The organism is Kluyvera sp. STS39-E, from assembly GCF_040932435.1.
Classification (GTDB): Bacteria; Pseudomonadota; Gammaproteobacteria; order Enterobacterales; family Enterobacteriaceae; genus Kluyvera.
This window is the reverse complement of sequence record NZ_JBFQGA010000004.1, coordinates 217,746-230,523: the sequence shown is the minus strand read 5'-3', so window position 1 is coordinate 230,523 and position 12,778 is coordinate 217,746. Positions and strand designations below refer to the sequence as shown.

At 52.8% G+C, this 12,778-nt stretch carries 11 protein-coding genes; 3 read left to right on the top strand and 8 right to left on the bottom strand.

Annotation, left to right across the window (positions count from 1 at the left end; genetic code table 11):
* Window positions 1-106: 106 nt before the first annotated feature.
* From rsuA to AB4K05_RS10430, 3 genes are all read left to right on the top strand, one after another.
* Entirely contained in the window at window positions 107-814 is a 708-nt protein-coding gene (gene rsuA / locus AB4K05_RS10440; protein ID WP_368479914.1) for a 16S rRNA pseudouridine(516) synthase RsuA, read from the top strand.
* Window positions 815-833: 19 nt separating this feature from the next.
* Window positions 834-2,027 (top strand): Bcr/CflA family multidrug efflux MFS transporter, encoded by a 1,194-nt coding sequence (locus tag AB4K05_RS10435; protein WP_368479913.1) that lies wholly within the window; start codon window positions 834-836, stop codon window positions 2,025-2,027.
* 315 nt (window positions 2,028-2,342) lie between these two features.
* Window positions 2,343-2,684, top strand: a complete 342-nt coding sequence (locus tag AB4K05_RS10430; RefSeq protein WP_368479912.1) for a YejG family protein — start codon at window positions 2,343-2,345, stop codon at window positions 2,682-2,684.
* Between the two features lie 3 nt (window positions 2,685-2,687).
* On the opposite strand, the gene yejF is transcribed toward AB4K05_RS10430, so the two are convergent.
* The 8 genes from yejF to AB4K05_RS10390 all read right to left on the bottom strand — a co-directional run bounded on the left by yejF (window position 2,688) and on the right by AB4K05_RS10390 (window position 12,709).
* Entirely contained in the window at window positions 2,688-4,277 is a 1,590-nt protein-coding gene (gene yejF / locus AB4K05_RS10425) for a microcin C ABC transporter ATP-binding protein YejF (RefSeq protein ID WP_368479911.1), read from the bottom strand.
* A gap of 1 nt (window position 4,278) precedes the next feature.
* Window positions 4,279-5,301, bottom strand: coding sequence for a microcin C ABC transporter permease (locus AB4K05_RS10420; protein ID WP_368479910.1), 1,023 nt, complete (start codon window positions 5,299-5,301; stop codon window positions 4,279-4,281).
* Between the two features lies 1 nt (window position 5,302).
* On the bottom strand, window positions 5,303-6,394 hold the full coding sequence (locus tag AB4K05_RS10415; protein WP_368479909.1) for a microcin C ABC transporter permease YejB: 1,092 nt from the start codon (window positions 6,392-6,394) through the stop codon (window positions 5,303-5,305).
* Window positions 6,395-6,403: 9 nt separating this feature from the next.
* Window positions 6,404-8,194 (bottom strand): extracellular solute-binding protein, encoded by a 1,791-nt coding sequence (locus AB4K05_RS10410; RefSeq protein ID WP_368480157.1) that lies wholly within the window; start codon window positions 8,192-8,194, stop codon window positions 6,404-6,406.
* Window positions 8,195-8,291: 97 nt separating this feature from the next.
* Window positions 8,292-9,857 carry a cyclic di-GMP phosphodiesterase gene (locus AB4K05_RS10405; RefSeq protein ID WP_368479908.1) on the bottom strand — a complete coding sequence of 522 codons (1,566 nt, stop codon included), beginning with the start codon at window positions 9,855-9,857 and terminating at the stop codon, window positions 8,292-8,294.
* A gap of 123 nt (window positions 9,858-9,980) precedes the next feature.
* Window positions 9,981-10,553, bottom strand: a complete 573-nt coding sequence (gene mepS, locus AB4K05_RS10400) for a bifunctional murein DD-endopeptidase/murein LD-carboxypeptidase (protein WP_368479907.1) — start codon at window positions 10,551-10,553, stop codon at window positions 9,981-9,983.
* Window positions 10,554-10,967: 414 nt separating this feature from the next.
* Window positions 10,968-11,687 (bottom strand): phosphatase PAP2 family protein, encoded by a 720-nt coding sequence (locus AB4K05_RS10395; protein ID WP_368479906.1) that lies wholly within the window; start codon window positions 11,685-11,687, stop codon window positions 10,968-10,970.
* A 44-nt stretch (window positions 11,688-11,731) separates the two neighbouring features.
* Window positions 11,732-12,709, bottom strand: a complete 978-nt coding sequence (locus AB4K05_RS10390; RefSeq protein ID WP_368479905.1) for a GTP-binding protein — start codon at window positions 12,707-12,709, stop codon at window positions 11,732-11,734.
* Window positions 12,710-12,778: the final 69 nt, after the last annotated feature.

The window sequence follows — 12,778 nt, the reverse complement described above, 5'->3', positions numbered from 1 at the left end:
TTCACTTGAGTGACCCGACAAGCCCGTTATACTTATTCATTGTTACTACCCCTTTTTTCGGACGCGTCGTCCGGCACTCAGCACTATTACAGGCTAAAAATACTTCATGCGACTTGATAAGTTTATCGCTCAGCAACTCGGCGTCAGCCGTGCTATTGCCGGGCGTTTGATCCGCGGCAGCCACGTGACCATCGATGGCGAAGTGGTGCGCGATTCGGCATTTAAACTGCTCCCTGAACACGATGTTGCCTATGAAGACAACTCGCTGACCCAGCAGAACGGCCCACGCTACTTTATGCTGAACAAACCTCAGGGCTACGTTTGCTCAACCGAAGACCCCGATCATCCAACGGTCCTTTACTTCCTTGATGAACCCGTGGCGTACAAGCTGCACGCGGCAGGCCGTTTAGATATCGACACGACCGGTCTGGTTTTAATGACCGATGACGGCCAGTGGTCGCACCGCATCACCTCTCCACGTCATCACTGCGAGAAAACCTATCTGGTGACGCTAGAAAATCCGGTCAGCGATGATACTGCAGAGCAGTTTACAAAAGGCGTCCAACTGCACAACGAAAAAGACCTGACGAAGCCGGCAGTGTTAGAAGTTATCACGCCGACCGAAGTCCGTCTGACCATCAGTGAAGGCCGCTATCACCAGGTGAAGCGCATGTTTGCCGCTGTGGGCAACCGGGTCATCGGCCTGCATCGCGAACGCATCGGTAACATTGCGCTCGATCCTGACATGGAACCGGGTGAATATCGCCCGTTGACCGAAGAAGAAATTGCCAGCGTTGGCGCCCCAGAACGCTAATTAACTCCAGAGGTAGATTGTGACGTCCAGGCCGCGCTCGTCGTTGAGTATCGTGTTCATTCTTGGCCTTCTGGCCATGCTGATGCCGCTGTCGATAGACATGTATCTTCCGGCGTTGCCGGTTATCTCGCAACAATTCGGCGTATCTGCAGGCAGCACGCAGATGACCCTCAGCACCTATATTCTGGGTTTTGCGGTCGGTCAGCTGTTGTATGGACCAATGGCCGATAGCCTTGGACGTAAGCCAGTCATTCTCGGCGGAACGTTGATTTTCGCCGCTGCGGCGGCGGCCTGTGCGCTGGCGCCGACGATCGACTATCTGATTGTGACCCGCTTCTTCCATGGTCTGGCGGCAGCGGCAGCAAGCGTGGTGATCAATGCCTTGATGCGCGACATCTACCCGAGGGAAGAGTTTTCGCGAATGATGTCGTTCGTGATGCTGGTCACCACCATTGCGCCGCTGGTTGCGCCTATTGTGGGTGGCGCGGTGCTGGTGTGGTTTAGCTGGCACGCGATCTTCTGGATTTTAGCGGTGGCGGCGCTGCTGGCGTCGGCAATGGTCTACTTCTTTATTGATGAGACTCTTGCCGTCGACAAGCGTCAGCCGTTCCACCTGCGCACTACGCTGGGCAACTTTGCCTCGCTGTTCCGCCACAAACGCGTGCTTTCCTATATGTTAGCGAGCGGTTTCAGCTTTGCCGCGATGTTTTCGTTCTTAAGCGCCGGGCCGTTTGTATACATTGAATTAAACCATGTGTCGCCTCAGCATTTTGGTTACTACTTCGCGCTGAATATCGTGTTCTTGTTTGTGATGACCACCATTAACAGCCGCGTTGTTCGTCGAGTCGGTGCGTTGAGGATGTTCCGTACCGGGCTGGCGATACAGTTTGTGATGGCGATATGGATGGTGCTCTGCGCGTTGTTGGGCGTGGGGTTCTGGTCTCTGGTGCTGGGGATTGCGGTCTTTATCGGCTGCGTGTCGATGGTCTCATCCAATGCGATGGCGGTGATCCTTGATGAATTCCCGCATATGGCAGGCACCGCATCCTCGCTGGCGGGCACGTTCCGCTTCGGCATCGGCGCAATTGTTGGTGCCGTGCTGTCAATGGCCACCTTTACCACCGCTTGGCCGATGCTCATTTCCATTGCCTTATGCGCCACCGGTTCGATTATCTTCTCTCTCTACGCTAGCCGCCCGCGAAAAAACACGTAGTACCCCTCACTCCTGGGGCGAATAACGCCCCTTCTTTGATAAACATCAACAGAAATTGCATTTCCGATAGGGTGTAATGTTTCTTTTATGTAAAATCTGTTTGTGTAAAAAGTCACATTGTTGTAGATAAAAAGGTTGTGTTAGATCACAGAAACGGGTACATATAGCGCGAAAACGCATCAGTACACCGAACTATGTCGTAGGAAGAATGTTGAATGCTGGCGTTTTTTTTGTAGATGCAGGACGATTTGTCAACAGTGTGTTAATATGGATGTGAAATTATTGTGAAGCGCTTTGCTTCCGGGGAAGAACGTAATGACATTTCAGCTATCAATCGTACATCGACTGCCGCAGGACTATCGTTGGTCTGCGGGTTTTGCAGGTTCGAAAGTTGAACCGATTCCGCAAAACGGTACGTCAAATGACAACACGCTGGTGGCGCTTAAATTATTAAGCCCGGACGGCGATAATGCGTGGCCAGTAATGCACTCGCTAAGCCAGGCATTAACCGATATTTCCGTCGATTGCTCAGTGCTTGAGTGTGAAGGGGAGCCGTGCCTGTTTGTGAAACGACAGGACGAGTTTGCGGCGACCTGCCGTCTGAAAAATTTTGGCGTGGCCATTGCTGAGCCGTTTTCTGGCAACAACCCATTCTAACCGTCAGCTCAACGCAATGAGCTGACGCGTATACGCCTGTTTCGGTGCTGCGAAGATGTGCCGACACTCGCCCTGTTCGACAACCTCTCCCTGCCGCAAAACAATAACCTGATGGCACAATGAACGTATGACCCGCAAATCGTGGCTGATAAAGATATAGGCTAGCCCGTGCTTTTCCTGTAATGCCTTGAGTAGCGCGAGGATCTGCGCCTGCACCGTGCGGTCAAGCGAAGAGGTGGGTTCATCGAGAATAATGAGCTGTGGTTTAAGGATCAGCGCACGAGCGATGGCGATACGCTGACGCTGACCGCCGGAGAACTCGGCAGGATAACGCTGTCGGCTTTCAGGCTCCAGACCAACTTCCTGCATCACCTGAATCACCCGTTGTTCACGTTCGGTTGCGCTAAGTCCTGCATGGTGTACGCGCAGTCCTTCCTCAATGATTTGCAGCGCCGTCAGACGCGGATTCAACGAGGAGTTAGGATCCTGAAAGACCACTTGGATGCGGTGACGCAGCGGCAGCATCTGCTTACGCGTACGGCCCTGAATCATTTCACCATCAAAGCGAATCTCCCCTTGCGAAGCAATAAGACGCAGCAGCGCCAGCCCGGTGGTGCTTTTGCCGGAACCTGACTCGCCGACTAGCCCCAAGGTTTCGCCCGCTCGCAGGGTAAAGCTCACCGCTTTCACGACCTGATTGTTGTCCACCACCCGGCGCAGAATGCCTTGCCGAATAGGGAAGGCGACGTTCAGTTGATTAACTTCCAGCAGCGGTTCGGCGTTTGGCGGCAGAGGCGTTGGCTCACCGGTCGGTTCGCTGTCGAGCAGCTTGCGCGTGTAAGGATGTTCAGGCATGGCGAAGAGCGTGGCTGCGGCGTTTTGTTCTACACAGCGACCGTGTTGCATAACCGCCACCCGGTCAGCCAGTTTGCGCACGATGCTGAGGTTATGCGTGATAAACAGCATGCCCATATTCAGCTCTGCCCGCAGTTCACGCAAAAGCTGCAAAATTTGCGCCTGTACGGAGACATCCAGCGCGGTGGTCGGTTCATCGGCAATCAATAGCTCCGGGCGTGTCAGCAGCGCCATGGCTATCATGACACGCTGACGTTCACCGCCGGAAAGCTGATGAGGAAAATCCGCCAACCGTTTTGCCGCATTACGAATACCGACGCGGTCAAGGCAGTCGAGAATTTCGCCGCGCGCGGCCTCTTTGCGCATTCCTCGGTGCAGTGACAGCACTTCGTAGAGCTGTTTTTCCAAGTTATGCAGCGGATTTAGCGACACCATCGGTTCCTGAAAAATCATCGCAATGCGGTTGCCGCGCACGCCGCGCAGCGTTTGCGCACTGGCATGCAACAAGGATTCGCCGTTAAAGCGAATATCGCCGGTCGGGTAGCTGACCGGCGGCTCCGGCAGTAGGCGCAGAATTGACAGCGCCGACACGCTTTTGCCAGAACCGGATTCGCCAACCAATGCCAGCGTTTCCCCGGCATTGACCGTCAGCGACAAGTTTTCGACCACGGTGGTGACTTGGCTATGCTGGCGGAAGGCGATAGAGAGATTGTCGATTTCCAGAAGAGATGGCTGCATCTTATACCGCCTTAGAGGGATCGAAAGCGTCGCGAACCGCTTCGCCAATAAATATCAGCAGCGACAGCAGGATAGCCACGCAGAGAAAACCGGCGATCCCAAGCCACGGGGCCTGTAGATTATTCTTGCCTTGTAACAGCAATTCACCCAATGACGGCGAGCCGAGCGGTAAACCAAAGCCAAGAAAATCCAGCGAGGTCAGAGTGGTGATAGAGCTACAGAGAATAAACGGGATAAAGGTCAGCGTGGCGACCATGGCGTTTGGCAACATGTGGCGCAGCATGATGCTGCGATCGCCGACGCCCAGCGCCTGAGCGGCACGAATATAGTCGAAGTTGCGGGTGCGCAAAAATTCTGCCCGTACCACGCTAACCAGCGACATCCAGCCGAACAGCACGGTAATCGCCAGCAGCCACCAGAAGTTTGGCGGCACCACGCTTGAGAGCAGAATAATCAAAAATAGCGTCGGCATTCCTGACCATACTTCAATGAATCGCTGTCCCCATAGATCGACACGCCCGCCGTAATAACCCTGTATCGCGCCCGCCAGCACGCCCATGACGCTGGCGCACAGGGTGAAGATCAGACCAAACAGCAGTGAGATACGCGTGCCGTAGAGAATACGCGCCACGACGTCCCGACCGTTGGCATCGGTGCCGAGCCAGTTCTGTGCTGACGGCGGAGAAGGGAAGGGAATACTCGTCGCATAATTAATGCTGCTGGCACCAAAACGAATTGGGGCCCACAGTACCCAGCCGTTTTTTTCCAACTGCTGTTGCAGCCAAGGGTCTTGGTAATCAGCGGTGGTGGCAAACTCACCGCCAAAAGTTTTCTCACTGTAATTTTTCAGCACCGGTGCATACAGACTACCCTGATAGCTCACCAGCAGTGGGCGCTCGTTGGCAATCAACTCCGAACACAGACAACAAATAAAAAGAACGGCAAAGATCCACAGCGACCAGTAGCCACGGCGGTTGTGACAAAAGCGCGTCCAGCGAGCTTGATTAACGGAACTTAGCCTCATGTTAGCGGCCCTCAAAATCGATGCGCGGATCGACCAGCGTGTAGCTGATGTCGCTGATGATATTCACCAGCAGGCCGATAAGCGTGAAGATGTAGAGCGTGCCGAACATCACCGGATAATCACGAGAAACGGTGGCCTCGTAGCCTAAAAGCCCCAGCCCGTTGAGTGAAAACATGACCTCAATCAGCAGCGAACCGGTGAAGAACATGCTGATAAAGGTCGCGGGGAATCCGGCAATCACCAGCAGCATGGCATTGCGAAAAATGTGCTTCCACAGGATCTGCTTTTCGCCAACCCCTTTGGCCCTTGCGGTCACCACGTACTGTTTGTTGATTTCATCGAGAAACGCGTTTTTGGTCAGCATGGTAAGGGCTGCAAAACCGCCGATCACCGTTGCCAGCACCGGCAAGGTGATATGCCAGAGGTAGTCGGTAATTTTCAGATACCAAGGCAGGGTGTCAAAGTTCGGTGAGACCAGCCCACGCAGCGGGAAGAGGTCGTAATAGCTGCCGCCGGCGAAAATAACGATCAGCACGATGGCGAACAGAAATGCCGGGATGGCGTAGCCGATAATAATGCCGGTACTGCTCCAGATATCGAAGCGGCTGCCGTTGTACACTGCTTTACGAATGCCGAGCGGAATGGATACCAGGTAGATAATTAAGGTGCTCCAGACCCCCAATGAGATGGATACCGGCAGGCTCTCTTTCATGAGCTGCATCACTGAGGCGTTGCGAAACAGGCTATTGCCGAAATCAAAACGCAGATAGTCGCCGATCATTTTGAAATAGCGCTCGTGCAGCGGTTTATCGAAGCCGTAGCGCTGGGTTATTTCTGCGATGACTTCAGGATCAAGGCCGCGCCCGCCACGGTATTGGCTGTCGGCAATGTTGCTGACACCAACGCGCGATTGGCCGCCGCTCATACCGCCACCGCCGCCGGGCAGCGTGCCCTGATGGCCGAACTCCACGGCGGCGATAGCCTGTTCAACCGGGCCGCCGGGTGCTATCTGCACGATAAAGAAGTTGAGGGTGATTATCGCCCATAGGGTCGGAATGATCAGCAATAGGCGGCGAATCAGGTAGGCACCCATAAAGTCTCCTTAACGTCGGGACGCGGGCAGCTTGGCTGCCTTATTAACGTCATACCACCAGGTATCAAAGCCGGGTGCATCCGTGCCTGAACTGTAGAGTGGGTGAATGCTGGGGTAGGAAAACTTATCCCAGTGAGCAATACGACTGCCGGACATAAACCACATGGGTAGCATGTAATAGTTCCACGTGAGCACGCGATCCAGTGCACGTCCCAAAGGAATGAGCTTTTGCTGATTCCCCTGCCATTGGATGATTTGTTTAATTAGGCTATCGATAGCCGGGCTGGCGACGCCTGGCGCGTTATAGGTTGAATTGATGTATTCAGACGACCAAGAGATTTGTAAGTCGGCACTAGGCCAGGGCGTGGCTCGCCACAGGCTCGGCATCATGTCGTAATCGCGTTTGCGCAGTCGGTTGGTTATCTGCGAGATATCCACCTGACGCACGTCCATCGTGATGCCTAGGCGCTGCAAATTGTGCTGGAATGGCATCACCCATTGGTCGTTGCCGCCGGAGGGCAGCAGTAGCTCGAAGCGTAGCGGCTGACCGGTTTTTTGGTTAATGCGCTGCTGGCCCTTTAGCACCCATCCCGCTTCGGTGAGCAGGTTGCCGGCTTTTAACAGGTTATCGCGGTCAAAACCGCTGCCGTCGGAGGTCGGCGGCTGATAAATGGTGGTAAACACTTCCGGCGGGACTTCATTTTTGAGCGGCGCTAGCAGCGTAAGTTCGTCGGCTTTTGGGTAATCACGCGCTGCATACTCGGTATTCTGGAAATAACTGCTGGCGCGGCTGTAGGCGTTGTAAAACAGTGCCTTATTCATCCATTCAAAATCAAACGCCATGCTGACGGCCTGTCGCACCTTGCGGTCGGCAAAGACCGGACGCTGGATGTTAAACGCCAGCCAGCGGGTATCCTGCGCAGCATTGTTTTTTTGCTCATCTTTGACGATATAGCCATTAGCAAAGTTTTTACCGATGTAACGAGTGGCCCAATTCTTAGCGCTGCTTTCAGTGCGAACATCGAAAGCGCCAGCCTTAAAGGCCTCAAATGCCACGTTATCGTCGAGGTAGTAGTCATAGCGTAGCGTATCGAAATTCCAGCGACCCCGGTTTATCGGCAAATCTGCCGCCCAGTAGTCCTTCACCCGCGAGTAAACAATGTACTGCCCCATTTTCCAACTGCTGATGCGGTAGGGGCCACTTGCCAGCGGTGGCTTGCTTAGCGGGTCGCTGAGTTTATGATCCTTCCAGAATTTCTCCGGCAGTATTGGCAGAGTAAACAGACCCAGCATGTCCTCTTTGCCTGGTTTTGCCAGCTCGATACGTACGGTCAGCGGGGCAATGGCTTTCACGGTCGTGCCTTTGTAGATCAGGCGGAACTGTGGCACCCCTTCGGTCATAAATTTGTTGAAGGTGAACGCCACGTCGCGGGCCGTAATAGGGCTGCCATCGTGAAAACGCGCGAGGGGATTAATAGTCAGCTCGACCCAAGAGAAATCATCCGCATAACGGGCATGGTCGGCGACCAGCGGATAGTAGCTGCCGGCTTCATCGTCGGAGGTGGTGAGTAAGGTGTCATACAGCGAATCGGTTCGGGCGGCGGCATTACCGCGAAGCGCGTAGCGGTTGAAGTTGTCAAAGGTGCCAATCGCTGCGAGCGTGACATTTCCACCCTTGGGCGCCGCGGGGTTGACGTAGTCGAGATGTTCAAAGTTGACGGCATATTTGGGCGAGCCAATCACCGCAAACGCGTCGCTCTCTTTGATAGTCTGCGCCTGAAGAGGCAGGCTAAGCATCATCAATAGGGCAATACAGATACGCGCAACGATCACGAATTGGCTACCCCACTAAAGGTCTTGATTGAACGGGTTATTATCAGTGAATCTTAAATGACCATCATGCAATTGTGAAATACTTTGCCGGCTTACTATGCTCTTCTATCAATTGTTGCAGAGTCAGCGGACGGCTTATTAGGTAGCCCTGTAGGTAATCAACGCCATGCTCACGCAGCCAAGCCGCCTGTTCTTCGGTTTCGACGCCTTCGGCCACCGTCACCAGATTAAGACGTTGGGTAAGAGTTAGAACGGCGTCGAGAACAGGGGAGGTAATGGTTTCACGCCCAATCGCGTTAACGAAGCCGCGGTCAATTTTGAGGTAGTCGAGGGTAAAGTGCTCAAGGTAGATGAGCGCGCTATGTCCGGTGCCGAAATCGTCAATCGCAACCTCAATGCCTTCACTGCGCAGCCAGGTGAACAGGCTCATTGCCTTTTCCTGATTCAGCATATCGCGTTCGGTTAGCTCCAACACCAGTTGGAAATAGTTGTTCGGCATGCTGGCGGCCAATTGGCGGATATCTTGCTGGAAACTCTCTGAGATCAGATGGCTTGGGGCAATATTGATGCCGAGTTTGGCACCGGGTGGCAGAATGTCCTTCAGCGTTGGTGCGTCGCGGGCGATGAGCTCAAACAGATGGCGAGTGAGCGGCACGATGAGGTTCTGTGCTTCAGCAAAGCTGATAAACGCGTCCGGAGGAATATTGCCCAGAGTAGGATGCGACCAGCGCATGAGCACTTCGGCGCCGGCAATTTGCTGATGTTTGGCATCGACCACCGGCTGATACACGACGGAAAATTGACGATGTTTGATGGCGGAGAGGATCTCTTTTCCCGGGCGCGAACGGATAGTCAGAATATACAAGCACAGCAGCCCGGCAAACAGACCGCAGGTTAATCCGAGCAACAGCGAGTACAGCGAGTTATCGGTGCCCATTGAATTGCTGTAGAGATAAACCTCCAGCGGCACGCCTTTAATTTTAACGCGTCTCACCGCAGTGTCGGTGATTTCTGAAAGAGGGATCGGTTTGCGGTTAAACGTCGAAATCGCCGTTTTGCCGTTCACGACTAACGCCACGCCGTTATAGGGAGTCTGTTTTGATGAGTAAAGCACCCACGGCATCAGATTGGCGTTAATAGAGGCGAAAATGCCGCGGTTTTCCAGCAATGGGCTTTTCACCCACAAGACGAAGGCCGGGGTGCTTGGCATCATCGGCGTACCGGGCAGGATGCCCATCACGTGGTCTTTACTCAAATCTAGATCGGGGACCAAATCCTTTAGCGGTAACTCCATTGGGCCGGTGGCCGATGAGCAGTAGGCCGACTGATTTTTTACCAGCAGGAAGGCCCTTACGTTCATGCTAAACGCAGCGCGGGCCGTAAGCTCAGAGGACACTTCATCGCACTGACTTAGGGTCAGCGGCTGTAAGGAGTCCATGGTCACCAATATCTGACTGAAGTAGTTGTTCAGATAGCTCTGTAGGCTAGAAATGGTGGTATTAAACTGTTCCGCACGGCGATGGTGAAAAATAGAAAACTGCACTGCCCCGGTTATCAGGGCAATCAACAGACCAGTGATAATACTGATGAGGAGAGTACGGCGGTTAATCTTTCTTTCACGAGTGAACATGCTACTTCTCTATGCTACGGAACTCTAAAGAAAAGAATAATGATGAAGCATAAAAAAAGCACTGCCGGAGCAGTGCTTTTTTTATGTTTACCGCCAGCCAAGGGTAACCGACGGTAAACGACATTACGAACGACTCAGAACACGACGAGCTTCGTTGTAACGTTTATTCCAGTATGGCTCATTCATGCTGGAGATAGTCACACCGCTGCTGGTGGATGCATGAACAAACTGGTTATTGCCAATGTAGATTCCGACGTGGCGTCCGGTGGAGCCGGCACGGAACAACACTAAATCACCGGTGCGGAGCTGCTTGCGTGAAACGGACTTGCCAGTTTCCTGCTGTTCCCAAGTGGAACGTGGCAGTTCTAAACCAAATTGTTCACGGAATGTGCGCTGCACAAAGCTTGAACAATCAATACCTCGTTTGGTGTCGCCGCCGAGACGGTAACGAACACCTTTCCATCCTGCGTATTGATCCATCAGACGGGACTTCACGTCGAGGTTACGCACCATGGTTTCAAATTCATCCTGAGAGGCTTGCAGTGAAGAAGTGTCTTCTATACCCACACCATGCGTCTCAGAATGCATGTTTTTAGCAGTATTACTTGTTGTACTACAAGCAGAGAGCAGAACTGCAACTGCTACTGCTGGAATCGTTCGCAGAATATATCTCAAAATCGGTTGAGATTTGACCATTTTAGTTGTTTTCCCTTGAAGTCCTTAACGATGGAGTCGTTATAAAAAATGCCAAACGCGTCTGAGACTAAATACACGCATTCAATGAGACAATTCTTTGAATTCAGTTTTGTGGTGCAGCGCACAAAACTTTTATTGATGGACAGAATAATTGCTCTTTGAAATCACAAACGCAAATGAGAGTACCTTAACGAAAGGGGCATTGCGAGTGCTTTTGGCCGATTTTTTATAAGAAAATGTGATACACAAAGTTAATAAATGTGAATGGCGAAAATTACACCACGATCGTATGAAAAAGAGGCAACTCATTCATTATCAACATGAATATTATGACAGCAATATGAAGGGGAAACGGAATAGATAAAAAAAAGGCGAAGAGGGATGATTCTTCGCCGGGGGAGTCAGAGGTAACGGTTATTTATTCGTCGCCTTTAATTTGCTCAATTTGGGTAAATTACACTCAAATATCCGAATGGCTTTATCGCTTAACGGCGTTAACAGAACCCATGGTACGCCTATCAGTACGGAGGTCAGCGATCCTACGGCGATATCGGTGAACCAATGTGCGCCAATCATCACTCGCGGAAACGCAAAAACCACAAAAATAGCCAGTGAAATAAGGAATGCTTTTACGCCGAAATAGCGCCACATAAAAGAAGCGAATATGAGTAGCATCATTCCGTGATCGCCGGGGAAGCTGTCGCGTGATCCATCTTTAGTGTTAAAGGCCACGTAGTCGCTAACGCGGTGAGCGCCCGGTACCGACAACGACGGGCTGCTGCGGGTCACCGGGACGAAATGCTGTGCCAACTGGTTGATAATGACCGCCGCCAGCAGCATGACCAGACCAATAATGACGATACGGCGGCGCCCTTGGATATCTTCCTTTAACCAGAAACTCAGCATCAAACCGCCCATTGCCAGCAATGAACAGCCGTCAAAGGCGCGGTTGTTGATAATCGCTAAAAACCACGCGTAAGTCAGGTTGTCGGCACTTAATCCCTGGTTGAAGAAGCGAAAAATGGCGACGTCTCCCACGGACCAAAATCCGTGGTTTATCGGCAGATACCAAGAAAGGAATAACGCCACACCGACGGCGTTAAGCAGAATAATTAAGGGAAAGCGTGTACGCATTGTCGTCTTCACTGCAGTTGATCTCGCTGGCAACCTTAGCGCTGTTAACCTAAACGAAGTTTCAACAGTGCGGATTGCAGTGCATTCCAGTCCGTTTCAGCATCGTTAATTAGCTCAATCCTGCTGTCGGGTGGCGCAACGTTTTGGGTTTCGATATGCAGGTCTGCGCCCTGTCGGTTGATACGCACTAGCCCTTCGGGAATGCGCATAACGGCTTTAAGTCGCGCTACCGGAGCAAGCCGCGCCCACTCTAACAAACCGATGGTATCAAACTGGGTATCGGCATCAAAAATCCATCCGCAGGCGTGGTAGCCTTGTCCTTGATTGACGCTTCGGCGCCAGCGCTGATGTTCCGGCAGACTTAAGGCCCCCAAACCTTTGTTTGATGGGTGTGAGTGCACATGAGCCGCGCTTGCAGCAAGCTGTTTTAGATTCGTGCGCGGCGTATCGAGCAGCGCGACATCAATATTACCTTGGGTAGTGTGCAGGTGCAGACGTTCACCGCCGTTTAGCTGCCACCAGTCGCTTAGGGCCTGTAGGCTTTCTGGCGTGGCGCGGTCAGATTTGTTGCTGACAATAATGTCAGCAGCAGCCAACTGGTCACGGAAATTCTCATTGTTGGCGGTTTTCTCGTCCAGAAGCTGGCGCGAGTCCATCACGCAAAGCGTCGCGCGCAGATCAATCCACGGCTCGTAAACCGGAGCGGTCAATAGGTCGAGGATCTGTTTGGGGTGACCAAGGCCGGTAGGTTCTATCAGCAGGCGGTCAGGCTTTCCCTGACGCAGCAACGTATTCAGGCCGACCTGCATCGGCAACCCATTGACGCAGCACATGCAGCCGCCGGGGATCTCTTTTAGCAGAGCGCCGCTGTCGGCCAGTAGCGCGCCGTCGATTCCCACTTCACCAAACTCATTGACCAGCACAGCCCATTTTTCATCGGCAGGTTTATTGGCAAGAAGATGCAGAATAGCGGTGGTCTTTCCGCTGCCGAGAAAACCGGTAATTAGGTTGGTTTTAGTCACGAAGTCTCCAGACGAACGAGTGTTAACTCGACAACTTTATACCGCGGACTCGACAACGAAAAGGGTCGC

Coding starts and splice junctions, on each gene's coding strand:
- yejF (WP_368479911.1), bottom strand. CDS start 4,277: ATGCAGCCATCTCTTCTGGAAATCGACAATCTCTCTATCGCCTTCCGC.
- AB4K05_RS10430 (WP_368479912.1), top strand. CDS start 2,343: ATGACATTTCAGCTATCAATCGTACATCGACTGCCGCAGGACTATCGT.
- AB4K05_RS10395 (WP_368479906.1), bottom strand. CDS start 11,687: ATGCGTACACGCTTTCCCTTAATTATTCTGCTTAACGCCGTCGGTGTG.
- AB4K05_RS10415 (WP_368479909.1), bottom strand. CDS start 6,394: ATGGGTGCCTACCTGATTCGCCGCCTATTGCTGATCATTCCGACCCTA.
- AB4K05_RS10420 (WP_368479910.1), bottom strand. CDS start 5,301: ATGAGGCTAAGTTCCGTTAATCAAGCTCGCTGGACGCGCTTTTGTCAC.
- AB4K05_RS10405 (WP_368479908.1), bottom strand. CDS start 9,857: ATGTTCACTCGTGAAAGAAAGATTAACCGCCGTACTCTCCTCATCAGT.
- AB4K05_RS10410 (WP_368480157.1), bottom strand. CDS start 8,194: ATGATGCTTAGCCTGCCTCTTCAGGCGCAGACTATCAAAGAGAGCGAC.
- mepS (WP_368479907.1), bottom strand. CDS start 10,553: ATGGTCAAATCTCAACCGATTTTGAGATATATTCTGCGAACGATTCCA.
- rsuA (WP_368479914.1), top strand. CDS start 107: ATGCGACTTGATAAGTTTATCGCTCAGCAACTCGGCGTCAGCCGTGCT.